Origin of the sequence: Haloplanus sp. CK5-1 (assembly GCF_037201915.1) — an archaeon.
In the GTDB taxonomy this organism is placed as follows: Archaea; Halobacteriota; Halobacteria; order Halobacteriales; family Haloferacaceae; genus Haloplanus; species Haloplanus salilacus.
In genome coordinates this window covers 2,028,832-2,054,814 of record NZ_CP147505.1, presented here as the reverse complement: position 1 = coordinate 2,054,814, position 25,983 = coordinate 2,028,832, and the positions used below count along the sequence as shown (strand labels likewise).

General features: G+C 56.1%; 26 protein-coding genes and 1 pseudogene. 10 read left to right on the top strand and 17 right to left on the bottom strand.

The features are described from left to right. Positions 1-71 precede the first annotated feature (71 nt). Entirely contained in the window at positions 72-800 is a 729-nt protein-coding gene (gene radB, locus NBT81_RS10860) for a DNA repair and recombination protein RadB (RefSeq protein WP_338738411.1), read from the top strand. Here radB and NBT81_RS10855 read toward each other — a convergent pair. The 4 genes from NBT81_RS10855 to NBT81_RS10840 form a co-directional block, all read right to left on the bottom strand. Next, positions 795-1,940 (bottom strand): CBS domain-containing protein, encoded by a 1,146-nt coding sequence (locus tag NBT81_RS10855; protein WP_338738409.1) that lies wholly within the window; start codon positions 1,938-1,940, stop codon positions 795-797. The genes radB and NBT81_RS10855 overlap by 6 nt on opposite strands. Before the next feature lie 467 nt (positions 1,941-2,407). Further along, positions 2,408-3,532, bottom strand: a complete 1,125-nt coding sequence (locus NBT81_RS10850) for a tyrosine-type recombinase/integrase (RefSeq protein ID WP_338738407.1) — start codon at positions 3,530-3,532, stop codon at positions 2,408-2,410. Further along, positions 3,532-3,699 (bottom strand): hypothetical protein, encoded by a 168-nt coding sequence (locus NBT81_RS10845; protein ID WP_338738405.1) that lies wholly within the window; start codon positions 3,697-3,699, stop codon positions 3,532-3,534. Before NBT81_RS10845 ends, NBT81_RS10850 begins: the two co-directional genes overlap by 1 nt. Positions 3,700-4,047: 348 nt before the next feature. Beyond that, positions 4,048-4,194 carry a hypothetical protein gene (locus NBT81_RS10840; RefSeq protein WP_338738403.1) on the bottom strand — a complete coding sequence of 49 codons (147 nt, stop codon included), beginning with the start codon at positions 4,192-4,194 and terminating at the stop codon, positions 4,048-4,050. Positions 4,195-4,249: 55 nt separating this feature from the next. Between NBT81_RS10840 and NBT81_RS10835 the strand changes: the two genes are divergently transcribed. Further along, the gene (locus NBT81_RS10835; RefSeq protein WP_338738401.1) at positions 4,250-5,131 is read left to right on the top strand and encodes a hypothetical protein; all 882 of its coding nucleotides are present in this window, start codon (positions 4,250-4,252) and stop codon (positions 5,129-5,131) included. A gap of 38 nt (positions 5,132-5,169) precedes the next feature. Here NBT81_RS10835 and NBT81_RS10830 read toward each other — a convergent pair whose 3' ends face one another. Both NBT81_RS10830 and NBT81_RS10825 read right to left on the bottom strand, forming a co-directional pair. Further along, positions 5,170-5,385, bottom strand: coding sequence for a FaeA/PapI family transcriptional regulator (locus NBT81_RS10830; RefSeq protein WP_338738399.1), 216 nt, complete (start codon positions 5,383-5,385; stop codon positions 5,170-5,172). A 121-nt stretch (positions 5,386-5,506) separates the two neighbouring features. Continuing rightward, entirely contained in the window at positions 5,507-5,833 is a 327-nt protein-coding gene (locus NBT81_RS10825; RefSeq protein ID WP_338738397.1) for a hypothetical protein, read from the bottom strand. Positions 5,834-5,908: 75 nt separating this feature from the next. On the opposite strand from NBT81_RS10825, the gene NBT81_RS10820 reads away from it, so the two are divergent. Beyond that, positions 5,909-7,135 carry an IS701 family transposase gene (locus NBT81_RS10820; RefSeq protein WP_338738299.1) on the top strand — a complete coding sequence of 409 codons (1,227 nt, stop codon included), beginning with the start codon at positions 5,909-5,911 and terminating at the stop codon, positions 7,133-7,135. 21 nt (positions 7,136-7,156) lie between these two features. Here NBT81_RS10820 and NBT81_RS10815 read toward each other — a convergent pair whose 3' ends face one another. The 3 genes from NBT81_RS10815 to NBT81_RS10805 form a co-directional block, all read right to left on the bottom strand. Next, entirely contained in the window at positions 7,157-7,855 is a 699-nt protein-coding gene (locus tag NBT81_RS10815; RefSeq protein ID WP_338738395.1) for a TIGR00266 family protein, read from the bottom strand. Positions 7,856-8,640: 785 nt separating this feature from the next. Continuing rightward, positions 8,641-8,964 (bottom strand): cupin domain-containing protein, encoded by a 324-nt coding sequence (locus tag NBT81_RS10810; RefSeq protein ID WP_338738393.1) that lies wholly within the window; start codon positions 8,962-8,964, stop codon positions 8,641-8,643. Positions 8,965-9,166: 202 nt separating this feature from the next. Further along, the gene (locus NBT81_RS10805) at positions 9,167-9,409 is read right to left on the bottom strand and encodes a hypothetical protein (protein WP_338738391.1); all 243 of its coding nucleotides are present in this window, start codon (positions 9,407-9,409) and stop codon (positions 9,167-9,169) included. A 547-nt stretch (positions 9,410-9,956) separates the two neighbouring features. On the opposite strand from NBT81_RS10805, the gene NBT81_RS10800 reads away from it, so the two are divergent. After that, positions 9,957-10,352 carry a hypothetical protein gene (locus NBT81_RS10800; RefSeq protein ID WP_338738389.1) on the top strand — a complete coding sequence of 132 codons (396 nt, stop codon included), beginning with the start codon at positions 9,957-9,959 and terminating at the stop codon, positions 10,350-10,352. Positions 10,353-11,632: 1,280 nt separating this feature from the next. Here the strand turns inward: NBT81_RS10800 and NBT81_RS10795 are convergent. From NBT81_RS10795 to NBT81_RS10790, 3 genes and pseudogenes are all read right to left on the bottom strand, one after another. Continuing rightward, complete coding sequence (locus NBT81_RS10795; RefSeq protein WP_338738387.1) at positions 11,633-13,042, bottom strand: NAD(P)/FAD-dependent oxidoreductase; 1,410 nt, start codon at positions 13,040-13,042, stop codon at positions 11,633-11,635. Positions 13,043-13,145: 103 nt separating this feature from the next. Beyond that, positions 13,146-13,283 (bottom strand): annotated as a pseudogene (locus NBT81_RS17350) (citrate/2-methylcitrate synthase); the annotation flags it as partial. A 219-nt stretch (positions 13,284-13,502) separates the two neighbouring features. Next, positions 13,503-13,979, bottom strand: coding sequence for a cysteine dioxygenase family protein (locus NBT81_RS10790; protein WP_338738385.1), 477 nt, complete (start codon positions 13,977-13,979; stop codon positions 13,503-13,505). A 403-nt stretch (positions 13,980-14,382) separates the two neighbouring features. Between NBT81_RS10790 and NBT81_RS10785 the strand changes: the two genes are divergently transcribed. After that, entirely contained in the window at positions 14,383-14,940 is a 558-nt protein-coding gene (locus NBT81_RS10785) for a PAS domain-containing protein (protein ID WP_338738383.1), read from the top strand. 593 nt (positions 14,941-15,533) lie between these two features. On the opposite strand, the gene NBT81_RS10780 is transcribed toward NBT81_RS10785, so the two are convergent. Together NBT81_RS10780 and NBT81_RS10775 are read right to left on the bottom strand one after the other, a co-directional pair. After that, positions 15,534-15,701 carry a DUF1931 domain-containing protein gene (locus NBT81_RS10780; RefSeq protein WP_089385250.1) on the bottom strand — a complete coding sequence of 56 codons (168 nt, stop codon included), beginning with the start codon at positions 15,699-15,701 and terminating at the stop codon, positions 15,534-15,536. A gap of 77 nt (positions 15,702-15,778) precedes the next feature. Then, on the bottom strand, positions 15,779-16,639 hold the full coding sequence (locus NBT81_RS10775; RefSeq protein WP_338738377.1) for a hypothetical protein: 861 nt from the start codon (positions 16,637-16,639) through the stop codon (positions 15,779-15,781). 61 nt (positions 16,640-16,700) lie between these two features. Here NBT81_RS10775 and NBT81_RS10770 point away from each other — a divergent pair, with 61 nt between their 5' ends. Genes NBT81_RS10770 through NBT81_RS10760 form a run of 3 tightly spaced genes read left to right on the top strand, consistent with a single transcriptional unit; the run spans position 16,701 to position 19,869 of the window. Then, on the top strand, positions 16,701-17,060 hold the full coding sequence (locus NBT81_RS10770) for a hypothetical protein (protein ID WP_338738375.1): 360 nt from the start codon (positions 16,701-16,703) through the stop codon (positions 17,058-17,060). Between the two features lie 60 nt (positions 17,061-17,120). Then, on the top strand, positions 17,121-18,530 hold the full coding sequence (locus tag NBT81_RS10765; protein WP_338738373.1) for a DEAD/DEAH box helicase family protein: 1,410 nt from the start codon (positions 17,121-17,123) through the stop codon (positions 18,528-18,530). Continuing rightward, positions 18,517-19,869 (top strand): DUF790 family protein, encoded by a 1,353-nt coding sequence (locus NBT81_RS10760; protein ID WP_338738371.1) that lies wholly within the window; start codon positions 18,517-18,519, stop codon positions 19,867-19,869. The genes NBT81_RS10765 and NBT81_RS10760 overlap by 14 nt, the downstream gene beginning before the upstream one ends. Before the next feature lie 435 nt (positions 19,870-20,304). Here the strand turns inward: NBT81_RS10760 and NBT81_RS10755 are convergent, their stop codons facing one another. Together NBT81_RS10755 and NBT81_RS10750 are read right to left on the bottom strand one after the other, a co-directional pair. Further along, complete coding sequence (locus NBT81_RS10755; RefSeq protein ID WP_338738369.1) at positions 20,305-21,297, bottom strand: hypothetical protein; 993 nt, start codon at positions 21,295-21,297, stop codon at positions 20,305-20,307. A gap of 102 nt (positions 21,298-21,399) precedes the next feature. Next, the gene (locus tag NBT81_RS10750) at positions 21,400-21,954 is read right to left on the bottom strand and encodes a hypothetical protein (RefSeq protein ID WP_338738367.1); all 555 of its coding nucleotides are present in this window, start codon (positions 21,952-21,954) and stop codon (positions 21,400-21,402) included. A 654-nt stretch (positions 21,955-22,608) separates the two neighbouring features. Here NBT81_RS10750 and NBT81_RS10745 point away from each other — a divergent pair. Both NBT81_RS10745 and NBT81_RS10740 read left to right on the top strand, forming a co-directional pair. Continuing rightward, positions 22,609-22,761: a C2H2-type zinc finger protein gene (locus tag NBT81_RS10745; protein ID WP_338738365.1), complete on the top strand. Its 153-nt coding sequence runs from the start codon at positions 22,609-22,611 to the stop codon at positions 22,759-22,761. A 732-nt stretch (positions 22,762-23,493) separates the two neighbouring features. After that, positions 23,494-23,904: a DUF5684 domain-containing protein gene (locus tag NBT81_RS10740; protein WP_338738363.1), complete on the top strand. Its 411-nt coding sequence runs from the start codon at positions 23,494-23,496 to the stop codon at positions 23,902-23,904. A gap of 204 nt (positions 23,905-24,108) precedes the next feature. On the opposite strand, the gene NBT81_RS10735 is transcribed toward NBT81_RS10740, so the two are convergent. Next, positions 24,109-25,875, bottom strand: a complete 1,767-nt coding sequence (locus tag NBT81_RS10735; protein WP_338738361.1) for a transposase — start codon at positions 25,873-25,875, stop codon at positions 24,109-24,111. Between the last annotated feature and the right edge of the window lie 108 nt (positions 25,876-25,983).

The following is a 25,983-nucleotide window of genomic DNA, read 5'->3' as shown; positions in this document are numbered from 1 at the left end:
GCGGTCCTTCGGTCCCGCGGGAATAAAGCGTGGTGTCGAAGGTTTATGAGTCACTGCGACCGAGTGATCGTGTGCCCGAACCAGAGTCAGCGCCGGACGCGGCGTCGGGATCGCCCCCGGTGCCGACCGGCTGCCCCCCGCTCGACGACCTGCTGGGCGGTGGGTTCGAACGCGGGACCGTCACTCAGGTGTACGGCCCGCCGGCGGCCGGGAAGACGAACCTCGCGCTCTCGGCGGCCGTCCAGGTCGCCGTCGCCGGCGGGACCGCCGTCTACATCGACACGGAGGGGCTCTCGGTCGACCGATTCAGACAGCTCGCGACCGCTGCGAGCGACGACGACTTCGAGGCAGTTGCGTCCCGTCTCGTGGTTACCGAGGCCCACGAGTTCGCCGAACAGGAGGAGGCGGTCCGCGACGCCGCGGAGTTCGCACCGCGGGCGGAACTACTCGTCCTCGACAGCGCGACCGGCTTCTACCGACTCGAACGCCACGACGCCGACGAGGGGGAGACGCTCCGGCAGGTCGGGCGACAGATCACCCACCTGCTGTCGCTCGCGCGCAAACACGACCTCGCGGTGGTCGTCACGAACCAAGTGTTCACCGACCCCGACGGCGACCGGGCGCGGGCGCTCGGCGGCCACACCCTGAACCACTGGACCGGGACGGTCCTCCGGCTGGATCGGTTCCGAGGCGGCAACAGACGGGCGACGCTGGAGAAACACCGATCGAAACCGGCGGGCGAGACGGCGACGTTCCGCATCACCGGCGACGGACTGGCGGCCGGCGAGGAGACGCTATAGCTCGCCCAGTTTCCGGAGCAACTGCCCGCGGTACTGCTCGTCGGCGCGGAGTCCCTTCAGTTCGAGGACGTTGCGTTCGAGCGTGTCGGCGGCGACGTGGAAGGCGTGGTCGGCGCCGTACCCCTCGCCGGAGCCGCCGACCTGCCCGTGGTTGGTCCGCAGGCGGATCTGACACTGGATCAGGGGCGTTCCGCGGAGTTTCTCCTTGTGTTCGTGGAAACGGACGTGGGCGTGGTGGACCTGCATCTTCTGGTACTTGTCCGCCACGCCGGTGATGCCCTCGACGATCTCCTCGCGGGAGATGGTGTCGAGCAGTTTGACGTTGGTGATCTGGACGTCCATCCGGTCCTCCTCGGTGAACGTGAGCGCCCGCAGCACGTCCGTCTTGGTGAGGACACCGGCGACGCTGTCGCCGTCCTCGCCGCTCGGCGTGACGACCAGGCCGGAGACGTCGTTGTCGAGCATCTGTCGGACGGCGTCCTCGACGGTTTCGGTCCCGAGGGTCGTCAGCACGGGACTGGTCATGAGATCGTACACCGGGAGGTCGAGCATCCGGTCGAGGTCGCCACGCCGGTCGCCACGACCCTGTCGGTCCGGATCCCGGACGACGAAGTCGACGATGTCGTGGGTGGTGAGGATGCCGACGAGGAGGCCGTCCTCGTCGACGACGGGCAGTCGGGAGACGCCGTGTTCGCGCAGACGGTTGATCGCCTGCCCGACGTGGGACTTCTCGCCGATGGTGACCACGTCGTCGGTCTGGATCTGGTCGACCGTCAGCGCGTCGAGGCTGTCGAGCACCGCCTCGAGGATGGCGTCGGCGGTGACGATCCCCCAGAGGGCGTCGCCCTCGTAGACGGGGGCGACCTTCGTCCCGCCCTCGACGAGAACGCGCGCCACCTCGCGCACGTCCTCGGTGCGGTCGACCCGTGGCGCGGACCGCATCAGTACGTCGGCCTTGGTGTCGTCTTCGATGCGCGATCGGACGAGGTCCCGTTCGCCGATGACGCCGGCGTACTCGCCGTCCCGCGTGACGATGAGCCCCTTGGGATTCTCGCGCTCGAAGATCGACTGAACCTTCCCCAGTCGTTCGTCGACGTCGATTTCGATATACTCCGAGGTCGCGATATCGGCGATGTCCATATCTACACGTGGGTTGCCCCCCGGCTTGAAACTTGTTTCTCTTCCCCGACCGACCTCGCGTACGTGGTCCTGCTGGAACACCAGACGGAGATCACACCGAACCACCGGTCGATCGAAACCGTCGAGGAACCCCCACCGGATGGCCGGCGTCGGTCTCGACGGCGGGGTCGAAGGACCGTACACGACCTGCTCGAGCGAATCGCCGTCGAGATGAGGGGCGGATCGAGTGCGACGGAGGGACACACGCCATCCACCGCCACAGGATGTGACAGGTGAGGGGACTGCGACACAGTCGGGGCTGCCCGAACTTGCCTCGATAGAATGGGTTGGGGCGGAATCGAACCGCGAGGACGTCGCTGCGCTCGTCCTCTGGATTCACTCCACGGAACCGCTTCACCGGCGCTGGCTCGTCGCTCCGCTCCTCGCGTAGCGCCGGCAGAAGTGGGTTGGGGCGGGAAGGAACAACGTCACTCCTGCTCACCCCCGTTCTCGCCGACGGCATCCTGATCATCCTCGTCTTCATCGAATCCGAGTTTGTCGACGTGTTCCCGACGACGCTCCTCGAGTTCCTCGCGCTTGGTCGGCTGATCGTAGTGGCGCTTCAGCGTCCGGACAGACGTGTTCACACGCTCAGCGACCGCTTCGATCGGGACGCCACGATTGAGCTGCCAGGTGATCGATCCGGTCCGGACCTGGTGCGGACTGCGCGAAGACGGACACTGACTTGACTTCGAGTAGTCGAGGTATTCGCAGGTCTCGGGATCGTGCCCGTGCGGGCACTCGGTGTGCAGGCAGGGGACTGTCGCGAGGTACGTCCAACTCCGAATTGCCGAACGGGATCCACGCCCGACTTCGGACGTGAACAGCGGTCGACGACCGTAGTCGTCGTAATTCTCGTGACGCTCTCCTTCGAGGTAGGCATCAAGGACATCACAGACCTCCCGCGAGAGCCCTACGGCGCGCTCACCGTCAGCACCGTTTTTCAGCGGTGTATCTTCCCGCGGCCGGTGGATGAACTCAAGATACGCCTCGTCGCTGTCGTAGTCGTCGATGTCAAGCCCACGAAGCGCGCCGAGCCGTGCACCGACGTACCACGCCAGCGTGAGCAACGCATGGGGTCGGGTCCCGTAGGCATGCTCATCGTAGTACGAAAGCAACGCACTCGCTCGGTGGGGTTCCAGCCGGGTCTCGTCAACCTGTGCATCGCGGGGGACATCCGGTGGGTCGACCTTCTCGGGAAGCGACTCGTCGACGACCTCGATCCGGGCACAGTACTCCAGGAAGCGCTTGAGCGTTCCCAACTCCTTACTGAGCGAGTTGAGTTCGACGCCTTTCTTGCGTCTGTGCGTCTCGTAGGTATCAATATCCCATCCGGAGAGATCGTCGATCGAAGTGATACCCTCCTGCTCGCAGAACTCGATGAAGAGTTTGAGCTGGTAGTGATAGCCGGAGACAGTCAAGTCGGCCTTAGATGCACGGAGCCGACCGAGCCATCGCTCGAAGGCCGCCCGCGGACTCAGGTCGGGTGTAGGATTTCCACCGTCGGCGACTCCGCCGATCCGGACGCGGTAACTCTTTGTGGACGTCGCCATCAGTCACCACTCCCCCGGAGGAAGGTGACGCGATGAGTCGGACAGAGAACCAGCGACTCGTCGACGCCGTCGGGGTCGACACGGGCGAGGAGTTCGGTTTCCTCGCACTCGGGAAACCCACACTCGTCGGCGTCGGGTAGTGGCGTAATCGTAGCGGCTGGCGGCATCTACGAACTCACCTCCCCGACGTGCTTGCGGGCGTAGGGATCCGTTTCGTCGGTCCCGTCGATGTCTTCAGGTTCGACACTTGTCGGATAGCCGAAACGGTCGGACTTACCGATCCAACCGATTGAACACTTCGTTGCAGTCGTCTGAGTTCCGTTTTCAGTATTCATCGATGACGCCGGTTGCGGCCCGGCGAAAACCGGACGACGCCGAAAAGGCCATGTCACGCCGGCACGTAATACGGCGTGACGATGCCTGCATGGCGTCGTCGGCAGTATGGTTCGCCACGTACAGGGCTGGTTTGGGTCCCGCACCTGTCGTGGCGTCCAGTGCAACGGTCGTGAGAGTCATTACTCTCTGTTCTCGTAGACCTCGGCCATCTCGGCCAGGAACTCGTCCCAACTCATCGACTCGTAGGGCTTGATCTCCTCGAGGTGGTCGACGGTGGACCGTCGTGCGCCCAACGAGGTGAACGGATCGTCCTGACTCTGTGCCATATGCAGTCATATACACCCACAAGTTCTTAGTAGCAACGCTACAGATTATTTTGTCATGGGAGAAGATAGACCCACATCGATCCTGACGAAGGGACAACGAGAAGCACTTCGCGGAGAGCGCGATCCGGCCCAACCGCGAACGATGTATACCCGAATCAGAAAGCGGCTTACCGCTGCAGTACACGACTTCTCGCTGCTCCAAGACAGACTTCCTGAGAAGCATTTTGAACTGGTCTTTGAGGAATTGGCTGCTTCCGATCAAAAGGGTATCACTGCCGCGTTGTCGATCCTGTATCGGGCAGTTGTCTACGCAGATAGAGGGAAAAAAGAAGGGCGTCATCGGTTTGCCTCTATCCTCAAGAATGCGATCCGACGGGCTGAGTACGATCCAGAAGGCTCGTCGCCAGATTTCACCTATGTCACGGTCCGTCTTGAAAACGACTCCATCCTTGTGGAGAAGACTCAGCCCGAAGACCTGGACTTTGTTCGGATCACTGAGAAGGTACGAACGGGCGAATTTGATGAACTCACCGAGATCGAGAAAACAGCATATATCAAATTCTTGCACACCGACGGCAATCTGGACCCAAAATATGCGCAGCGGTTGTATGAACGCACGGACGGTGCACTCGGCTCGGATCAGGAGGCAGAAAGAGACGGACCCTCCGTCCCCGTCTCGAAGGTACTGCCTGACGACGCAAAGGAAAACGAACTGCTCGAACGATTTGAACAACGTGATCCGGAGCTCGACCGGTTTGAGATCGCTCAGCTCATTTACGCTGGCAAGGTTGATGATGGAGACCTGTTTGACTATTACGACTCCCTCCGAAGTGGCGGCCACTCGGTGCCAGATTGGCTCCCCAAACGCGATAGTTCGAGGCCTGTAGAAGACACAGGGGAGCCTTCGGCGACGTCGACTGATGCTGACGAGGATTGACTGTAGCCCCCACAACGCCGGATAGACCGTTGGCACGCTCACTCCTCGTCGACGAGCATCCATACGAGAGAGTTACCCACCATCTTACTCTGGACCTTCCCCTCGTCCTCAAGCTGTCGTAGTCGATAGTCCGCCCCCTGCCTGGTCACACCGACGGAGTCGGCGATCTCGCTCGTCGCCGCAGGCTCGTGGTCACGGACGGCGTTGAGATAGGCCGACTCGGGGCGAGTCACGTCTATCAGTTCTTGCTGCACGATAAGTCGGTTGTGGCTCTATATTTGTAAGTCTATTTGCTACATAGCAAGTAATAGAATCAGACCACCGGTGTCCGAATTCCCGACTGAGGCCGACCTGAAGCGAAGACCCCGACAGGTTTCAGAAAACAGCTTGTAACGGACCAGCCTGCTCTACCAAACTGCGCTTATTGCGAACTTCTTGGAAGGAGAGATACTGGAGCGAACAGTGTTGTGCCCGATCCATGACGTGCTGAAACGTCGGACGAGTCATTTGTCTCCGGACCTGTTCCTCATCCTCGGCGGGTGCAACGATGTGCATATCGACCGCCAAGTTCGGCACCTTGACCACGAAGTCCGTCATCCGGAGGATACCGCTATAGATGCTCGTAGTGCTCTCGACCTCGAACATCTTCTCGATGTAGTCGTCGTTCAGCCAGATCACGTCGACGTATTCAATGAGTCGCATCGCCGCATCGCTAAATCCAGTAACTCAGCTTTGAACGTTGAAGTAGGAGCGTGACGTAGGCGGTAGCGAAAACGGATGATGCCGATTACGGACTTCTTGTCGTGCACGCACGTGTTCGACGAGTTTGAGTCGTTGTCATCTGCGCAATGTCATCACGCGAAAACCTACGCCACCGGTCTTGTTGCGGCCAGCAACAAGACCGTGGCAGGCATCGCACGCGAAGTCCTTCCAGCTGGAGACAAACGCGCTCTCAACAAGTTCCTCACCGAGTACAACTGGGACGAACAGCAATTCAACCACGAACGCCTCGAAGAACTCCAAAAACACGGTGAAACACGCTGGTCAAAGGATGGCTACATTATCCTCGACGACACGATTACCGAGAAAGCCGGGGACGACGTCCCCGGCGTCGGCCACTTCTACGATCACGCTGAAGGTGACACTGTCTGGGGCCAAGACCTCATCTACGCCTTCTACGCCGACGACAAAACCGCCTACCCACTCACCTTCCGCCTCTACGAAAAACAGGACGAAGACGACCAAAATCACGACACCAAGTACGATCTCGCCCGCGAGATCGTCACCGAACTCGAAGACGAGGTAGGTGTCCCGGCGGACACCTACCTCTTCGACTCGTGGTTCGCCCACGATTCTGACCTTCCTGAACGCATCGAATCCTACGACAAAGACTGGATCGGCCCGCTCCGGAGCAACCGACAGGTGACCTACGCCGGCGAAGAGATCAGCGTCGATGCGCTGGCAGAGCGCATCGACACGGTCGAGCGTAACGTTGAGGACGAAACCTACCACATCTGGACAAAGAAGCTTCCCGTCTCCCAACTGGGAGACGTGAAGCTGGTCCTCGCTGAGAAAGAAACTGACGAAGAAAACGAAAAGAACCCGGTCAAGTACCTCGCCACGAACAAGATCGACGCACCGACCGAGCACATTATCCGCTCCTACGGGATGCGGTGGCGCATCGAGACGTTCTTCGAGGACTCGAAGCAGGATCTCGGCTTGGGAGACTGCGAGATGCAGACCGACGAAGGTGCCAGTCGGCACTGGCACCTTCTGATGGCTGCCTACAGTCTCGTCCGTCTTGATCCCGACTTGAGCGCCTTGGGGACGGTTCGCTCGAAAGCGTCATCGCTTCGAGCGAACCTCGAACACTCCCTGAAAGAAGCCGTGTACAACCTTCTCTCGTGGGTTCGAGACAACGATGATCGTAGCGTCGACGACCTGATGGAAGATATTGATCACCTCTTCGTTCACTCAACAGCCGACGCTAACGTTCAAAGCTGAGTACTGCATTCAGGCAACCATTTATTCCAACTCAATGCCGTTGCCTGAGTCCTGATTCGGCAGTCGCGGAGCGATGACCTCCACCAGTGAGTCCATATCACGGGTCTGGTACCACGCTGTCCCAGGGCCAGTAAACTCGAAGACAAGCCCTTCACCACTCAACAGCGTTGATTTTAGATCGCCAACCCGTCGAGTGGAGTACTCGATCGTGTCATCCCACGCGATAAGATGCTCGTTATCCAGAACGTACGATTCGCCTGCGGCCAACTCTAACTTCTCAAGGCCGCCGTATGCGTCAATAAAGACTGTGCCGCTACCTTTCAGTGCGAGCGGCGTGATCCCGGCCCCGCTGAGCATCGATTTGAGACCACCGACCTCCGAATCGATATCAATACCTTCTGTTCCGGCGACAAACGCCCCGTCAGTCGAATACAGTGTTCCATTCCTGAGTTCGTGGGCCATCATGTCTCCTGGTGTTGGCGGTGCCAGGGTAACCTGTCCTGACCCCTCTCTGGCAACGAACGTGTTGGTAAACATCGATTCGCCGCCCAGCATCGATTTAGCTGAACTGAGCAATCCATCGCGGCTCGTTTCAGTCTCGACATCAACAGTCGTCGAGTGACCGACCATCGCACCGGGTTCAGCGATGATTGATTCACCCTGTTGTAGTGAGACGGTCAAGTGCGTGTACGACGGTCGGTGTGAGAATTCGTAGTCCATTGGTGGTATTTCGATCGGTTATCAGTCCGCAATTGGAGCCGTCTATTCAGGATCGAACTCGGAGTCGTCTACAGTGGCGGAGTCATCACGCCAGCGGCGAAGGCTATACACTACAGTGAGTGCCACAGCGGTTATGCCAGCTATCTGCTTCCTGTTGAATCTCATCTGCAGGTAGTTGATTGGAGTGTAGGGCCATATACTGTGTACCACCGTTTCAGCCCCAGCAACAGCGAACAGACAGCGAGCCAATTGCGTGGTTGCACTGCATACTCCTCGGCTAACTCTACGAGGTTATCGGTCTGCATCAACCGGTGTATGCCGAAACTACAGGGCCAACATATCGAACGCGAGTACCCCAACAACAGGTATGGTATTGGCTACCACCCCTGAAACTAACGTTGTGTCAGGGATCGCTGTGTGTAGAGGAGACTGCGTTTCGATTGGTTCCATGGTCATTTGATCAGATCAATGACGCCCCTCATATCCTCGTGTGACTCGGAGTGATACCGTGTCACGCCGCTGTCCTCGAATGTGTGTGAACGTTGCACTCTGTTCAGTATGGTACCCGCTCGCGAACGACCCATCCTTGGCAACGACGTTATCCCACAGTGGCTCGCAGATGAAAACGTCGGCTACACACAGGGCTCAGTGCCCACGGCCTTCGTTGGCCAGATCGCAACTACATCAGGTGAGGCAATTCAACTCACTGATTTAGGTTAGGACGATTTCACTACTATTGACAGGAATCTGTCTCGGATACAACTTGATATCAAGACGGCTGAGCCTTACTCAGCCGATCCCTTAGCTGGAGCGTACAGCACAGTCATAACAAGTTTGTCTTCAAACTCAAGGAACTGATGATCGGTTCCCGGTTCAAGATGGATCACGTCACCCGCAGAGACATCGCGGGTCTCTCCCTCAACGTTGAGTTTTGCGTTCCCGGAGTCAACATGATAGATCTCATCTTCGCCGTGGGCATGCATCGGATCCTCGTCGCCCTCCTCAAAGGTCATTATTTCGAGGCTGACGGCATCAGTTCGAAGTTTTTCAATTGACTCTTCATCATCCGAAACGTCCGCTGCAGCATCGCTTACAATAAATGATTCCATACAGAATACAATTAGGTACCGATTGGTTTAGTCTGTCCGGCTTGAGTCAAGACGAACAGCTTGGCTGCGTACAGACCGAGCCTACACCCCATCATAACGAGCGAAACCTACCCGCTTTCTACCAGATTCTAATGATATTCTATCCGTCATGCAAGATACAAGGCGCATATTCAGCAAACAGTTCGCTACATGTGTGGCATTGTCACGCTGCTTCGTACCAGTAATCGACAGTACGATAGAGGATGTAGAGAAGGGCATTGAGAAAGCCTACTATCGCCAATAGCCCTCCAAGCTGCGTAAAGACTCGCTCAAAGGAGGTTGTGAGTTCAGTCACACCGTAACTGAAAAACGCAGCAAGCACACCCCAAATAAGGAGGATTGCCGCGATACGTGCACCATCTGCGACGTAGTCTGTAACAGACTGTGGTTCTGGAATAGAGGCCATATCAAACTCTTAAAGCCAGCTTGTATAAAATTCCGGAAGACTAAAAATCCTCTTTTATTTGTCATATCCAGCATGAGTACTTTTTGAGAGATAGCGCGCGAATCGGTCATTAGCGATAGTCTCCCACGATCTGGTCAGGACGGACAGATACAGGTTAGGGAACGGTCAGTTCTCCCTGGCCAGTCAGAATGAACCACCAATACCGATATACAAAAAGATCCCAACTACTGTCGCTAACACGTCTAACACGAACAGGATAGCGTACTCCTTCGCTTCCATACAGGAGAGAAGCCCGGCTGTGAGTAATAGGTGGTGGTGCATCAAATCGCTATTTTTGTCACGCGAAGTTCCCGAAATACAAACGAGTCGCACCCTGCGATTCGTACTGAACTCACGCTCTGAGTCGGTCACGACGATTATGATAGAGAATGGATGGGTCGATAGCGTCAGTGCAAGATAGAAGGCGCGAGTCGGTCGGACCTAAATAGACACAAAGAGAGATTGAAGCAAAGACGGCTCTTTTACTGCAGTGCTTCGAACCCGGTGTATGAGTTTGACGCGATCACGACGAACCTTCCTTGCTGGTATGGGTATAGCCGGTGTTGCCGGAATTGCTGGCTGTGTTGATGGACCCGGGAGTAATCGAGGCGCGACTGATGTGATTCTTCATAACGAAGCAGAGGTATCGCGGACAGTTGAGGTGACGGTCACGCAACGCGGTGCCGAGTCGTCGAATATTGACAACAGTCTCGATATGGACCCCCATTCGAGACAGAAAATCAACAATGAGGTGATAATGGACAGTGACTACGACGTAGAAGTCACATATACTGACGACACTGGAGAATCACCCTACTCAGAGAGTCAAGAGTGGAATGACGCCGGTCAACCGCTTCACATTCTACTGAACGATCAGATCGTATTTGCAGTGCAGATAGGGTAACTCATAGCGGACTGTTCAGTACCGTGTCCGGTATTGTGAGTACAAAGCACCTCATAAGTCGCCTCTATGAGAGACTCATCCTCTGAATTCACTCTCTGTATCGGTCACACTATTTCTGGCAGGTAACCGGTGCGTATCCGCTGCGTCATCGGAGCGGACTACTAACAGTTCTCAGGTGTGGTGACCGCACAACGAGAAATCATTCGTAGTAACTCAGCCGGTCGACGACCTCAGCGAAAGCAACGTTTCGTCGTACATCGGTAATCTCAATGTATCACCTGTGTTAATCAGTGGGATAATAAAGAGTCAGTTAATGCTCATAAAGCATAATAAAATACTTTGATATGCTCAACAGTTGTATTCAACAAATCACGTCTAAAGCGTTCGCTGGATCAGATGATTCGTTCATGTCTGCGTGGCAGATGTGGAAGCGGAGAAATAAGGAGTACGAGTCACTCGTCTTGGCCCACGGAGATACGGTAATCTTCAGAGCCACGGCTGAAGATGGAAACGGGGAATACCTTTGGTACGTAGGAATTGACGAAGACGAACTACCTGAAGATGTAGAACTTAACGGTCATACTGTCCGAGACAAGCGGGGAGGGTAGCCACGTACTTCCACGTAACGTTGGATTCCGACGAAATAGTTGAGAAGTGGTGAGCGAATGAAAAGTAGCACAGGAAAGGAACCCCGTCTGAGCCGAGTTTAGCCGTGGAGTGATTGATTATCACAGACCCACCCTTTCTCATTATGCGTACTGCTCTATCTCGTATCCCTACCTGTGCAGGATACGTAGCACCTGCTTCTGATAGTGTCTACACTATTTATCACTCATACATACATGCACGCATGGCGAACGCGCTACTCTCAAAACTGTGCGAAATATAGTAGCCTTTGTAAGTCATCGCACACCTGATTGCATGCAGTCTGAGGATCAGGTGTGCAAACAGTTCCAAACGCTACTATAGATCCGACCGAGTTTGAGTATCTAATCGCCGATTTTTGAGAGCAGATGGGCTATCAGACGGAGCTGTATCGACGACGGATGACCCTCAAGTGGTCCGTATCCGCCACCGAGGCCCCCGGAGCCCCCGCCGAACGGCATCTCCCGGACGGCTCAGTCGCGAGTCCGGCGGTCTGGACGTGGCGTCTCAGTTCCCATTCGGCCGGAACGCGTCCCCACGGACATCACAAACGTCCTCCGATGTAGCGCCCACGAGTTACTGTACCACGGGTCAGCTGATCAAGCTCGTGCAGGCGCACAGCGGCGACGCGAAGGCTAGTCCCCCAGTTCAGCGGCAGCGTCACGGAACAGCCCGTCGAGTATCTCGGGCGTCGTCGGGTGGTAAGCGCGGTCCGGGAGGTCGCGGACATCCAGCCCCAACTCGACGGCGACCTGCATCGTCTTGGCCATCGCGTCGGCGTGGTAGTGAAGGCCCTGCCAGCCGAGCACCGTTCCGTCCGTTCCGACGACCAAGCGCCCGAGGCCGTCGGCGACGTTTTTTGTTTTGAAGACACCGTCGCTCGATGCCTCCCGCGTCACGACGACGTGGTCGTGGCCGGCCTCCCGGGCGGTCGTCGCAGAGTGGCCCACGCGGGCGAATGGGAGAACGCCGAGCCCGGAGAATACGACGTGGTGGTGGACGTTCTCGTAGGGTTCGAGCAGGTCGCCGTCCCGGTGGGCGCGGATGTTCGCCGCGGCGGTGACCCCCTGTTCCTTGGCGACGTGGAGGATGGGTTCCCTCCCGTTGACGTCGCCCACGACGAACACCCGGTCGTCGTCGCGCGCTTGCATCGTATCCTCGACCCACCCGGGACCCGGGTCGAGGTCGGTGTGCTCCAGTCCCACCCCGTCGAGTGCGGGGCGACGCCCAGTGAACGCGAACAGTTCGTCGGCCTCGATGGCCCGCTCGCTCCCTTCCTCGTCCCCGTCGACGAACAACCGAACACCACCGTCATCGGTCGGTTCCACGCGCCGTTCGTTGGTCTCGGTGAGGACGGTCAAGCCGAACGCCTCGCGGTAGTATTCGAGCAGGGCGTCGCCAAACGGTGGGTCGGCCTCGTCCAGCGGACGGGCATCGTGTTCGACGATGGTGAGATCCATTCCACCCGCCTCGGCGAGATAGGGAACGAGTTCCATCCCAACGTAACCGAAGCCCATGACGACGCCGGAGTCACCGAAGGCCGTCGCGTCAAGAACGTCGGCGCTGGTCCGAACGGGGACATCGTCGATGCCGGGGAGGTCCGGGAGGCTGACCGTCGAGCCGGTGGCGACAACGACGTAATCCGGTTCGATCGTCCGGTCCCCGACCTCGAGGCGCCGGTCGTCGACGAACGCCGCCGGCTCGTGGCGGAACTCGATGCCCTCGCGCTCGGTCAGCGCCTCGACGGCGGCCCGCCGGTGGGCGGCGAAATCGCTCGTGTGCTCGTCCTTGCGCTCGACGACCGCCCCCAAGTCGACATCGGGGAGCGGGCCGTCGAGGCGGGGGTCGTGCCGGGCCGCAAAGCGGTGTTCGGCGGCCGAGAGGACTTCCTTTGAGGGCATACAGCCACGGAGAATACAGAGGCCGCCGCCGGGGTCGCCATCGTCGACAAGTGTCAACTCGACGCCGTCGACGTCGACGAGTCGCTGTGCGGCCGCGACTCCGGCGCTGCCGTATGCACCGACGATTGCAACGTGGGTACTCATCCATTCGTTCTGAGGAGCGTAACAGGTAAAATTGCGGCGGGACGCTGCGGCGGCGGCGCAACCGCGTGCCCGGCGTCGTAGCCGACGGGGTCCGGACGAGACGGTCGTCCGAGGCGTACTCGGGACTGTATCCGACACACCCGCCGACGCGGCGCACCGCGAAGATGTGGGCGTGGAGATCGCTCGGAACGCCGAGCTGGTAGTAGACGCGCCCGGAGTAGACGCCGACGTTAGGGTCGATTTCCAGGATTACTCCCTCGGGGAGTTCTGCCCCACCCGTCGAATTCTCGGACCCGTTTCGATGACTCTCCGGGTGGCCAAACGGTGGAGTGATCGGGAGAGAAATTCGATCTCCCCATGGTCGCTGTGGATGTCGGCGTAAGTGCTCCCGACGGTCATCACAGTGAATATCGATGCGCTGAGTCCATGATCCGAGCGGCGGTGACCGCCGTGCGCCACCTCAGGGGAGTTCGTCGTGCGTGTGGACGTGCCCGTGACCGTCGTCGTCGACCATCTCCTCACAGTCGACGTTCGTGTAGCCCGACTGGAACAAATTCACCGAATCGGCGTCGGCATCGAAGGCGTGCCGCGGGATACACCCGATGTCGGCACCGAGGACGTGGATACTCACGCTCGGTACGTCCGACGTCGTTTCGACCGAGTGGATGTCGCCGTCCGGCGGGATCAGTTCGTAGCAGTCACCGGGGCCGGCCCGTCGCGTCTCGACTCGCTCGAGTTCGGCGTGCCCCTGGTCGGCCGTGCCGTCGTCTACACGGCGAAAGAACGTCTCCTGCTGAGTGCCCTGATAGAGACCCACGAGCCCCCACGCTAGATGATCGTGGACGGGCGTCTCGACACCTGGCGGGACGACGAGGCTGGATATCGAGAGGGACTCGTTCTGTCGGTAGAGTAGCCACTGTGCGATGTCACCGCCCATATCGCTCCTGTTGTCGTAGCCCTCCAGTGGGAGGTTGCGATAGCGGTCGGGAAGCCAGTCGTCAGCCGCGAGGAGGTCCGCGAACGGGTCCCGGAGCGCACTCAGGAGGGCCGGAACGTCGTCGTGGTCCTCGGCGGTGCGCTTGACCGTGTCGACGAACGTGTGGAGTCGGTCGGCGTCGAGGTAATATTCACCCGAGTCGGCTATGTCGGTGCTACCATATGCTATGATTCAAATGTCATCGACGACATCGGCAGCCGTACCAGCCAGCCGGCCGCGTCCGGCGGTGCATGATGTCCACCACGGCCTCAGGGTGATAAAAGCCGGTGCCAGTCTCAGTTGGCCCCGCTGACGTGCGCTCCTCGGTCGCTACCGTTATGAACGCGTGCACGGAGGAGACGGTATGGATCGAGGGCCCACACCGCGTCCGGCGTTGCGCGCGACGCTCCGCGAGACGCTCACCGCGGATCTCGGCTCGTTTCGCGAGACAGTCACCCGACTCGCGGCCACGCACGGATTCGACGCCGACCGACTCGGGACGGAGCCGGACACGTTCGATCCGCCGTCCGCCATCGGACGCGTAGCGCCACCCGCGAGGCGACTCGTCTGGCGTGCGTGGACGTTGGCGGATGCGCCGCTCGGCGTCGTGCTCAGCGGCCCGGCGTACCGCGATAATCCCGTCCTGTATGCGAACCGTGCAACTCGCCGGCTGACCGGGTACTCGCTGTCGGAACTCCGTGGCGAGAACCTGCGGCAGTTACAGGGGCCCGACACCGGTCGCGCTACCGTCGCCGACCTCCGAGACGCGACCCGGAGCTGGGACGGGATTACCGTCGAACTGTGCAACTACCGTGCGGACGGCACTTCGTTCACGAATCGGGTGTCACTCGTCCCCGTTCCGGACGCGACCGGGACCGTCGAACACTGGTTCGGACTGCAGGCTGCCGTGCCGGAGGGCTAATCGCGGCAGCACACTCCGCCAGCCCCGGTCGAAACGCTCGTCCGGTATCCGTACCCGCGCTCGCACCTGCGTTCCGGACGGGTGGTTTGACTTCGGTTTGGATTCCGTGTGAGATACATCCTCTATATTCAGCAGTCGCTTCCAGTCGGGTTTCTGATGACAATGCCTCTCGGTGAGTGATACCATCCATAGACCACTTCCAATGGTAACCGTCGAGCGCTGTACATCCCCTGTATTCCACAGCCGGATGCGATCTCCACCGATAACTGCTGAGTGTACCGATATCTCGCTGTCTTCTACCGACTTTCGGGTCAGCACGATCTACTAGTAGTTATTGAATATGGAACGCCGTGGCTCGTGTTGTCCGCCTCCGACTATACGGTCACAGCGTGGAGAAACTACCAGTAGTCCTTTGATATTGACCTAGGGTTTCTTTCAGGATTGCTTCTGCCCAACTGCCGTAACCGATCACGATGGTACACACAACAGCAGGACCACTTCGTCCAACTACACAGGAGTTCACAATCTCAGGATGCTCAGATTTGCGCTGTACTGACTCGGCTAGAATGGATCGTTAGTGAACTCTCAGACCGTTACAAGTCTTGTGGCATGACAGTCTTGCGGTCGTTCGCTTCAGCACGACGGGAGGCTTCCTCAATAAGTTCGGCTACTTCTTCATCCAGAGCATCGTAGAAATCTGCTGCAACTGGGTGGTCTTCTAGTGCATCCTGCACCCCGCTATTGACGATCAGGTCTGTCATACAATCCGGTGTTAACGGGTCAGAGTAGTAAATATTGGCAAATTGGCTCGTGAGTAATGGTACAATTCCGAGACTGGTCACAGAGTTAGGTCAGCAATCTCCCAGTCGCCCGAGAGTTCATTATCCAGTCCCTCGTTACTCACGAGCTTCCGTATCCGTTGCTCAACATCATCATCAAGCCTAAATTCGAAGTCAAACTCCTCCTGCCATTCCCAGTAGCGCGGGATCGTCGGCGAAAACTCACTCACCGCTCCGGCGGGTGCATCCAAAAGATGGCGGGTTTCGGATATTTCTCCTCGTGGATGGGCAAAGCTTCTGCTGATGTTGTCGTCATTCACGATTCGTTCCAGTAAGTCGATAGCCGCGTGTTGGTCCGCGTAGAATGCATGTTCGAGCATTGGATTTACGATAAAGATGTCCTTCGAGGCATGCTGGTGAATGGTGTCTGCAACAGCGTGATCAGGATGTCCGATCCCCCAACCGTACGGATGGACTCCCTCGTTGATGAAATCGTATCCGTCGCCTTCGACACGATCAAGAATTGAACTGAAGAACTCCAACGATTTGACTGGAATCTCTGTTACACCCTCTGTGAGTCGGGTCCGGATCAGATACCGACCCGTGACATTCTGAAGGACTGTCGTCACATGGGGGAACTCGTCTGATGTGTCCGGGTGATAGGCGTCAAGAAACTCTTCAAGCAACTCCCAATCCTCCACTAGTACAGCATCATCAAGCACAGCGATGAGTCGTTCCCGATACGCACGGGTAATCCCCTGATAGCGGTCGGACTCCCCTTGTTCGTGTGCTGACGATAGCCCAGCCTCATACGTTGCTACTGCCTGCATGAGTGCCGCCACATCCCCATCGTCAGCAGTTGCTAACTGCTGTTCAAGCGCCCCTATTTCGATTGGATCTGATCGTCTGTCTGGCACCATTGGTTCTCTCTACAGAAACCCCAGTCGTAATGCTTGTGTCTCAAAACGGTAATAGTAGCATATGACCGCGACGTATGCTCTCAGTGTTACCATCGAATCACACGATTACAGGGGCGAGTTCTATCTCATGGGCGATGAATACGATACAGGTGAAGATGTCCTAAAATACGTAGCAACTGACCATATCTTAGCACTGAAGCAACGCCCACACGTTGCCGAGTACCTTTTAGAGACACTCCGAGATGGTGAGAACGTGAGCAAGGCAGAGTACGACCAAGCCGACCCGGATGTCTCCTGTGGGCTCCACTTCGATGTTAACCACCAACAGTTCGGATTCTGGGTTGGCGACCGTAGAGTCGAGATCGGGAGGCGACCAACAAAGAGCGAATTGCGCTCAATCGCTGACGACCTTTCGGTGTAGTCACTTCCTCGTTCTCCACTCCAGCAACGACAAGTATCCGACCTACATAAAGAGAGTTGAATGCGTCTCTCGTTTGATGACGGGACACTCCTTGTTGAAGACGCTCCTGAGTCTGTGCCGTATGCTGAGTGGGACGACCGTGTTGATGAGTACCGAGCACAGGCACACCATTACCGTGACATTCGAGAGTGGGTGAGTGGATCTGATGGGCAAGCCAGCCTTGAACAGCCAATGGGAACTGTGACTGAATTGGAAGACGAGGCTCGTGCGTACTCGAAGTTCCATCTCACGCCTTCTGTCGCTATCGAACCCCGTGATTACCAGCAGGAGGCACTCTCAGCGTGGCAGGATAACAACCGTCAGGGCAGTGTGATCCTCCCCACAGGAAGCGGAAAGACGTTTCTCGCCGTCCAAGCAATTGCTGATGCTGGTGTCAGCACGCTTGTTGTCGTGCCGACTATCGACCTGATGAACCAGTGGCACGCCACTCTCACAAACGCTTTCGGGAATCAACTCCCTGATGGAATCGGCGTCTTGGGCGGTGGAAGCCACAATGTGACCAACATTACGGTGACGACCTACGACTCTGCGTACCGGTATATCAACGACTACGGCGACCGGTTCGGGCTTCTCGTGGTGGACGAAGTACACCACCTTCCGGCACCGACCTACCAACAGATCCCTGAGATGACGATTGCTCCGTATCGACTTGGACTCACGGCTACCTACGAGCGTGCTGACGGCAAACATGAAGAACTAGAGGAGCTGTTGGGCACGGTTGTGTATCGAGAAGGAGTCGACGAACTTGCCGGGGAGTATCTCAGCGAGTACGAGACGCTCCATCTCAGCGTGGAACTAACTGATGAGGAACGGGAGCAGTATACTGAGGAATACCAGATTTACCGCGACTACGTCGACAGTCATGATTTTGATCTCTGGAAAGAGAGCGGCTATCAGGAATTTCTCAAGCGCACGTCATACGATCCGCAGGGGCGACGCGCCCTCATCGCTAAACAACGAGCCGAGAAAATTGCTCGGACCGCCGAAAAGAAACTCGATACGCTGGATAATCTGCTGAGGAGACACCACGACGACCGTACCATCATCTTTACAGCGAACAACGAGTTTGCATACGAGATCTCTCAAGAGTTTGTTGTTCCCTGTATCACGCATCAGACCGAGACTGAGGAGCGAACAGAGATTCTAGAGCGATTTCGAACAGGAAAGTACTCGATGCTTGCTACTTCGCAGGTGCTGGATGAGGGAATCGACGTACCGTCTGCAAACGTAGGTGTCATCCTCTCTGGAAGTGCATCGAAACGACAGTACGCACAACGGCTGGGACGGATTCTGCGTCCAACAGACGACCGCCAGCCAGCCCGACTCTACGAAATCATCACGGAAGACACGATGGAGACCTACGTGTCTGAACGGCGACGCAAAGGGGTGAGTGCTAATGCTGACAGCTGACCTCGCCCGCTCACGTACGTACGACGGAACTATCTCCCCGCTGTTCATCGACGCGGACGACCAGCAGTACCGAGAGACCGCAACAGAACTCATCCAAATCTTCGAGGAGCATCTCGGACAATCCAAGGGTAGGCTGGAGGAGACGATAGACCAACTCACTATCGTAGACACGGACTACAAGATCGTACAAGGGCTGGCGAAACTCCTGAAAGACGAGTGCGAATTCGAAACCGTCGCACCAGTAGATCCACAGGAGATCCGGCAGCGGCTTTTTGAGAAAGCGAACGATTCGTACCCGATTGCACGTCAGCCCACGCTCGGTGAGGACACACAAAAGTTGGAGGTGTACAGTGCTGTTGCTGACCAGCTCGGAATCTCACTCGAAGACTGCTACCGAGGCATGTACGCCGATTTAGAGGAGAACAAGCGACTTGTACGATTCGGACACCGTACGTCCGATGAGTATGAGAAGGCTGACGACGGGACAACCACGACACGGTTGACTGGAGATAGTGAGGAATCGTATGCTGAGGATACGATAACGGTCGATTGGCTTCTCACACGCTACAATCTCGCTCTGGCACAAGCAGTACTGTACGATGCGACAGAGATGCGGGTACGAGTCTGGGACTCGTTTGCGACGGTGTTCAGCTACGTGAAACTGTTTGGGCTGATGCACCGCATCTATCCAATCGACGCCAACGGCAACCGCGTTTCCAGTACTGACGTTGCTGACGGGTACGAGGCCATTCTGGATGGAGCAGCGTCTCTTTTTTCGAAATCGAGGAAATACGGAATACGGATGTCAAACTTCCTTCCAGCTCTCCCGTTGTGCGACCGTTGGGAGATGGAAGCTGATATTCTTGATGACGATGGAGGAGCAACGAGTCAAACGCTCTCGTTTGAGCTTGACCACACGGACGAACTCTCCTCGCACTACTCGGCTCAGAGCGATTTTGACTCCGATGTGGAACGCACACTTGCCCAAAAGTGGGAACGTGCCAACACTGACTGGCAACTCGTCCGTGAGGATGACGTACTGGATCTAGGAGCAGAGGTAATGCTCCCGGACTTCGCTATCGAACACCCTGATGGACGCCGAGTGGTATTCGAGATTGTCGGATTCTGGACGCCCGAGTATCTGAATGAAAAACTGGCGAAGATACGGAACGCTGACCGAGACAACCTTATTGTCGCCGTGTCTGAGCGGTTGGACTGCTCGTCTGAAGATTTCGATGGACTGGATGACCGTGTCTTGTGGTTCAAGTCGGGTATCCATGTCTACGATGTGATTGAATTAGTGAAGGAGTACGCAGTTGAGTTCTCACCACGGCAATAGAGTTGATCTCGCCTATTACTTCCGCTGGACTCTCATTGGTTATACAAAAGCGGGGTGCGTAGATCACTGTGGTACTTGGAGTCCTGTCACACGCTCCAAGTCACTCATCACATCATGTCCAATGCAGTGTCGGAACTCGGTACATGTCCATTCTGTGGGTCGGCTGTTCCAGCCGGAGCGATACTCATCGAGTATGAGGTTGAAGAGGAAAAACGCCTCTTTGCGGAGTGCTACGAATGCGAAGAGCCGGTCCAGCCACAGTAGCTGTAACACGGAAGACTACTGGCAAGCCAACAATCACCCAGCTGCTACAGAATCATCATTCTGATTGCGCTGAAATTCGTCCCGCAGTCAAATATGCGTCCTGCACGTACTCGAGGATGCATTCGTGAGAAACACCATCATACGTCCTTACTGACGACGGTCACTGTTTCATCACGGTCCTCCTCGGGTATTTGTGTGAAACTGTGAGCCGGATTTGAATTCGGTTAGCTCCGCGATCCGATTTTCAAGCTCTTTGATTTCCTCACGGAGCTCTTCCGCCTCGCTCCCCTCTGTAGCAGCCAGCTGGTCTTTCAGCCCCTGCAACCGTGTTTCTTTGTGTTCCTCGTCAACCTCGGCCTTCCGGACATACTCTGATTCTTCGATGTCGTACACGTCACTGTCAGATAGGGTTGTGACCTCAATTGCGTCGTCCACTTTGCTCCGGTCGACGCCCAGCACGCGCTCGCGCTCAATTCCGGCTTCTTCCAGCGTTTCCAGTACCTCTTCATCGGGTTTGAGCGACCGATTTCTGCGTGTCGTCCGTTGGACGGACCCAAACGGTCCAGAGACGGGTTGATCGTGATGGAGCCGGTTGAGAAGCACATCGCTCACATCCTGTCGGAGGTCGTTGGCGTTCCGTTGGACATCCGAGAGCAGCGTGTAAAGATTCACTAACACGTCTGTATCTATTTTTTCGAGGGTGGTTACCTCGTGTCGCTCCAGTACATCAGCCAGCAAGAGTGCATCCGCATATACGTCCAAGTCTGGCTCAGTCCGCTCTTTCTCCTCACTCTCTGGCTCATCCCCAGCGTCGAGAATCTGGGTAGTGGTCGGCCCGTTCTTTTCGACGATTACGCCGGCATCCTCATCGATCTCAAAGCGTGGATGGAGACTCCACACCGCTGGGTAGGGGTCCGCATTGGGTGGGAGTCGGTCTAACTCAAATCTCGCCTCGGAGTCAGTAATCCGGCGATATAGTGTCTCGAATTGGTCCTGCTGGAGCGGCTGTGAGTCACCGCTATGTATAAACTGGATCACGACGCGGTGCTCTTGGACATCGGTGATCCGAAACCGGTCGTGGGACAGCGGCGTCCGGAGAGTAGCTCCCTCTGGCAGCTCATCCAACCGCTCGATGAGATTATGCCAGCTAACTCGGAACGACATACCTGCATGGAGAGGGTCAGGTGCTAAATGTCTGCGGGCGATTCAGGCTGGAATCCTCAGAAGACCTTCGGTCAGCGCATCCAGTGTATGCCGCCTAGAAACTTACTCCGAGTCGTCCTCAGCGATGCCTGCTCGGTGGCGGGCAGCCTGTTCAAGAACGGCAAGCATCTCGGTGCGTTGCTCAGCAGGGACGTTACGCCACTGCTGGCGATAGCTCTCGATAAACTGGTCGAACTCCTCAGCAAACGCCGTTTCAGGATCGTCGGACGCCTGAATTCGAGCAACCGCGTCCTGCCAGAGCTCTCGTGTTGCCCCGCGCTCAAATACGTAATCGATCAAGAGGGTCGCATCGAACGAGAACTCGCGGGTGAGCTCTGCCACCTCCCACTCGCCACTGGTGGGGTGGTAGCGATAGCGGGTCCGAATGTGCCAGCGTGCAGGTGTTGGCCCTCCAGCTATTGAGGCAGCTAACAGCGGAGAGGGGTGCCGTTCAAGACGGAAACTGAAGTCCCCTTTATTGATCTGCCACCATGCGCCACGCTCCCGAACTTTCCTGACTGTCAATCCATCCGGCAGCGAGATCTCGCTCGTCGTCAACAGTCGGAGTGCATCTTCCCGATCCTCAATGCGCACCTGCGATGGATCGGACTTGTTCATATCTTGGGATAGTCACACACTCACAAAGATGTTATCCAGACTCTCAGTCTCCCCTGATCGGAATGATTAGAGAGTCCCTGACAGAAAACAGAGAGTTCATTCGGCAGATGGTGAATAGACAGCGCATATTCAGCATACTCATCTTGTATTTCTCACGACCTCATGAGCAAAGGAATGGATATTCTTTATCAAATAATAATACTACGAGATATGCTGATCTGATAACCGTGCAATCATAATTTACCCAATGATTTTATTATTGGTTAATAGTATTTGGACTCATGCAACGGAGAACACTGTTGTCAGGTGTGGGTACCATTGGAACAGTCGTGCTCGCTGGCTGTAGTGGCGGTGGCGGTGGTAATGAGGGTAGTGACGGTAATACGGAAGCATCAGGTGGAGCATGCCCGTCGCTCCCACTCTCGTACACAGAGAAGCGCGTCGATAAATCGCCCAACGGGCACCGGGCTACGCCAATCGATTCCTCCGAGTGTCCTCGTAGTGCTGGTTTTTGCGCCTCTGCGCTGACGCTCGTTTCACCGCTGTCCGTCGGGCATTAGTTAGAATCGGGCGAAAATTAATACTCGCACACAACTTTCCCCACCCTCTTTTTAATAACTCTTTTTATGCTATCTCTCGTGAGTTAATATTGCAATGGCATACTCATGCACCACCTGCGATGCACAGTTCGACGCCGCCGTCGGCGTTACCCAACACGTTGCGCTGCACCACAACACGTGTGCCGTCTGTGACGAGAGCTTCGAGACAGCCGACGGGCTGCGAGACCACACCCACGAAACGCATTAGGCGCGGTCCCGACATCGGTTGCGCCGATCCCCGCTATTTTCGCTCGTCGCCACCGTCAGCGGACACCTGCTTCGGGCTGCGACGCCGTCGGTACCGATACAGCATCGCCGACAGCAGCAGTGGCACCTCCCGTTCGAAGTTCCAACAGCTGCAACATTCACTGTTGATGGAGTTGAGGGTACACCTGGTGCCACTGTCAAAGTAGGGTCAGAGCAAATCGGCCGTTCGGCTAATGACTGGACATTGACAGTTCGAACTGGTACAACATCCGTATCAAATCTTGAGACAATGGAAACAGATCAAAAATTCGGAGAGGAGCTAACAAGTGAATACGACCTCTCTATAGAGGGTTCCCGTGTTTTTAAAGGTATCATGGACTCTACTCTCCGCATTATCTTTTTGCCTACTAACTCCAATCCAATCAGAATGCGAGTCTCAGCACCTATCAACGCTGAATCAATTTGTTCCGAAGCAGCTCGGGAAGCTCAGCGTCGGGTCATTGAGACCATTCGACCTATCGAATGATCAGCCAGAAACTGATGAAAAATCGTCACGTTGCAAAATACAATCTCTGCATCGGTTACTCGGTGACCTATCAGCTACAGAATAAAATGATTCTCCAAGCGATGAATAGACAGCGCGTACACAGTATTGATCGATAAAAGGTCCTAACCCGGTTTCAAATCGACTTCCACCTAAGTATTATGAGACAGCAAAGTAACAGTGCAGGTGATGACAACAATACTGAATCTGGTTGTTCCGTTACAGAATAGTAGCGGCGGCATCGCCGAATTGCTCGGTGGCCTCATCGGATTGGTTGTACAGTTGGCCCTCATCATCGTGATAGTTGCCGGGTTTTGGAAAACCTTTGAGAAGGCCGACGAACCGGGATGGGCTTCAATCATTCCAATATACAACACCTACGTTCTGATCAAAGTAAGTGGGAATGCGTGGTGGTGGTTGATCTTACTATTCATACCCGTAATCAACCTCATTGCGTTGCTCAAAATCGCTATTGACGTAGCAGGCAAGTTCGGCAAAGGAGTCTTGTTCGGGCTCGGACTGGCGATTCTACCATTCATATTCTACCCACTCCTCGGGTTTGGTGACGCCCGGTATCAAGACTCCACACAGTTCGGTTGAAAACCCGTGTTTATCTATCGGTAGTCCAGCACACAGACGGAATCCAGTCGAGTACGTGGTACAAGATGGATGCTCTGAGGGCACCGTAGAAAGGGGTGTTCCGCCGGGAACACCCCGCCCCAATCACCAGTGAATATCTCACCGGAAGCGAGCCGTCACCACAGAAGATCTAGCTGACAGCGACAAACAGAATTGTCTGCCCGACTATCCCGCCGATTTCTCTTGCTTCGCCTCCGATTCCAAGAATCCGGAGGCTCGCTTCAGGTTTCTCCCGATAGCTTTCGCTATTGACCCGTTTTTCACCTTGATTTTTCCTGCGAACTTCGTTTTCTCCCCGTCTTTGTGATACATCTCGTTGATCAACGACTCAGCGCCGGCACGTAACTTCAGAAACTCCTGTTCAGCCGGGTCATCTAACCGCTTGCGTCGCTGCGCAATTTCTACCCGCCGTTCTCTGAAACCGTAGCTATAGTGTTTCTGTTGTTCCTTGACGAAACAGCTCTCTCTGTGCGGACACTCGTCACAGAACTCCTTCTCCATCTTTCCAGAAATACGACCGGTTTCGTAGTGGTTCTGGTCGAATGGTTCGTGTCCGGCAGGACACGCAACCATTCTCGTCCCGTCCCACTCCGGCGCAGCCAGCGACATCTTTTCCGCTCCAGGCCGTTGACCGACGATTCCAGAGAAGTGCTGCGTGATCTCCTGATCACGGCAGCGCTTCTCTACTTCCTTGTGCGTGTACCCGCCATCCACGAGCAGGTCACGTAACCCAGTCTCAGTTGAGAGGGTCGTTACGTCCTCGTCAAGGAGGTCGCCGTCGTCCGTGTTGTTGGTATCGACCCGAACCGCAGTGATGAGTCGGAATGGATTCTCACCATTGCACGTCTCCGCTACATTCGCCTTGTATCCGTGATAGTCCTCACCGTTCTTCGAGCGGTAGGTTGCGTCCTCATCGTGAGGGTTTTGCATCGTGCCACTGTCGATCTCGTCGGGCTCTTTCAGCCCGACGTGATCGGACTGGTCATCGGCGTTTTCTCCGGATGAGCCTGTGTTTTCTTCATTTTGTTCAGTGTTGGTACTCTCTTCGGGAGAGGTGTACGTTCGGAGTGGTTGCCAGTCCGGTGACGAGTCGTCACCGGGCTGGCGTTGGTCAGCAGAATCGTCCTCATCATCGTCATCTTCGAGTTCAGCAATGCGATAACACTGTTCGTCGAGAACCTGCTGAAGATGAGCAAAGCTCTCCAACTCGGCGTATTCATCGTCATCTTCGAACCGATCAACAAGCCACGCGGTATGCTCAGCGAGTGTTTCCATGGTTGCTGGAATCTCGCCTGGTTCAAGCTGGTAGGACAGTTCCAAGTTATCGGTGTCTGCGAACTCGTCGATACCAGCGGGCAACTCCTGTACGATCTCCTCAGGGAGATCGCACAGGAAGTTGTGGAGAACTTTGGCGAAGAGATCAACACGGGAGAGTTGCTTGATGTTCGCCTCGATAAACGTTGAATCCATCCGCTGCGTACTGGCATCGATCTCAAACTCTTCTTGGAAATAGTTGCGATGATCTTCGAAAACCTCGTGTAACAGATCCTGACCAGTCTCTTCTTCGTGTTCCATCAACCGCCGGCGGAAATTGGTGAACGTCTTTTGGCAGATGTTGTCGCCGAGTGTTTCTTTCCCAAGTGCGTTTCTGACGCGAAAATCGAAGATATAGGCGTATTCAAGTTCTTCGTCAGAGAGACCAAGCAGGTGTTTGATAATCTCCAGTGAGACAAGCTCATTGACGGGCTTGTTCGGACGGCTATACCCGTCGTGGTATAGCCGCTCGAACTTTGTTTCATCTATCTGAGTAAATATATGTTGATGAAAATGAGTTGACCAGTGATTTTGTAATTTCTCTTCAATACTGGTAGAAAGGTTCTTTACAGGCGAAAATAGCTTTTCCTGTTGATACTCGTTATTTTCTTTAAACACGTTATCAACCAGTTTATTGATTTAACGGGACGCTGATGTAAATAACCTATGAAAATTATAGATCAAAGTTAGAGCAGAGTTATCCAATGGATTCTAGTCACTTATCGA

Bases quoted from the DNA above. Each gene is read 5' to 3' on its own strand.
- NBT81_RS10855 (WP_338738409.1), bottom strand. From the start codon at position 1,940: ATGGACATCGCCGATATCGCGACCTCGGAGTATATCGAAATCGACGTC.
- NBT81_RS10850 (WP_338738407.1), bottom strand. From the start codon at position 3,532: ATGGCGACGTCCACAAAGAGTTACCGCGTCCGGATCGGCGGAGTCGCC.
- NBT81_RS10845 (WP_338738405.1), bottom strand. From the start codon at position 3,699: ATGCCGCCAGCCGCTACGATTACGCCACTACCCGACGCCGACGAGTGT.
- NBT81_RS10840 (WP_338738403.1), bottom strand. From the start codon at position 4,194: ATGGCACAGAGTCAGGACGATCCGTTCACCTCGTTGGGCGCACGACGG.
- NBT81_RS10835 (WP_338738401.1), top strand. From the start codon at position 4,250: ATGGGAGAAGATAGACCCACATCGATCCTGACGAAGGGACAACGAGAA.
- NBT81_RS10825 (WP_338738397.1), bottom strand. From the start codon at position 5,833: ATGCGACTCATTGAATACGTCGACGTGATCTGGCTGAACGACGACTAC.
- NBT81_RS10820 (WP_338738299.1), top strand. From the start codon at position 5,909: ATGATGCCGATTACGGACTTCTTGTCGTGCACGCACGTGTTCGACGAG.
- NBT81_RS10815 (WP_338738395.1), bottom strand. From the start codon at position 7,855: ATGGACTACGAATTCTCACACCGACCGTCGTACACGCACTTGACCGTC.
- NBT81_RS10810 (WP_338738393.1), bottom strand. From the start codon at position 8,964: ATGGAATCATTTATTGTAAGCGATGCTGCAGCGGACGTTTCGGATGAT.
- NBT81_RS10805 (WP_338738391.1), bottom strand. From the start codon at position 9,409: ATGGCCTCTATTCCAGAACCACAGTCTGTTACAGACTACGTCGCAGAT.
- NBT81_RS10800 (WP_338738389.1), top strand. From the start codon at position 9,957: ATGAGTTTGACGCGATCACGACGAACCTTCCTTGCTGGTATGGGTATA.
- NBT81_RS10795 (WP_338738387.1), bottom strand. From the start codon at position 13,042: ATGAGTACCCACGTTGCAATCGTCGGTGCATACGGCAGCGCCGGAGTC.
- NBT81_RS10790 (WP_338738385.1), bottom strand. From the start codon at position 13,979: ATGGGCGGTGACATCGCACAGTGGCTACTCTACCGACAGAACGAGTCC.
- NBT81_RS10785 (WP_338738383.1), top strand. From the start codon at position 14,383: ATGGATCGAGGGCCCACACCGCGTCCGGCGTTGCGCGCGACGCTCCGC.
- NBT81_RS10780 (WP_089385250.1), bottom strand. From the start codon at position 15,701: ATGACAGACCTGATCGTCAATAGCGGGGTGCAGGATGCACTAGAAGAC.
- NBT81_RS10775 (WP_338738377.1), bottom strand. From the start codon at position 16,639: ATGGTGCCAGACAGACGATCAGATCCAATCGAAATAGGGGCGCTTGAA.
- NBT81_RS10770 (WP_338738375.1), top strand. From the start codon at position 16,701: ATGACCGCGACGTATGCTCTCAGTGTTACCATCGAATCACACGATTAC.
- NBT81_RS10765 (WP_338738373.1), top strand. From the start codon at position 17,121: ATGCGTCTCTCGTTTGATGACGGGACACTCCTTGTTGAAGACGCTCCT.
- NBT81_RS10760 (WP_338738371.1), top strand. From the start codon at position 18,517: ATGCTGACAGCTGACCTCGCCCGCTCACGTACGTACGACGGAACTATC.
- NBT81_RS10755 (WP_338738369.1), bottom strand. From the start codon at position 21,297: ATGTCGTTCCGAGTTAGCTGGCATAATCTCATCGAGCGGTTGGATGAG.
- NBT81_RS10750 (WP_338738367.1), bottom strand. From the start codon at position 21,954: ATGAACAAGTCCGATCCATCGCAGGTGCGCATTGAGGATCGGGAAGAT.
- NBT81_RS10745 (WP_338738365.1), top strand. From the start codon at position 22,609: ATGGCATACTCATGCACCACCTGCGATGCACAGTTCGACGCCGCCGTC.
- NBT81_RS10740 (WP_338738363.1), top strand. From the start codon at position 23,494: ATGACAACAATACTGAATCTGGTTGTTCCGTTACAGAATAGTAGCGGC.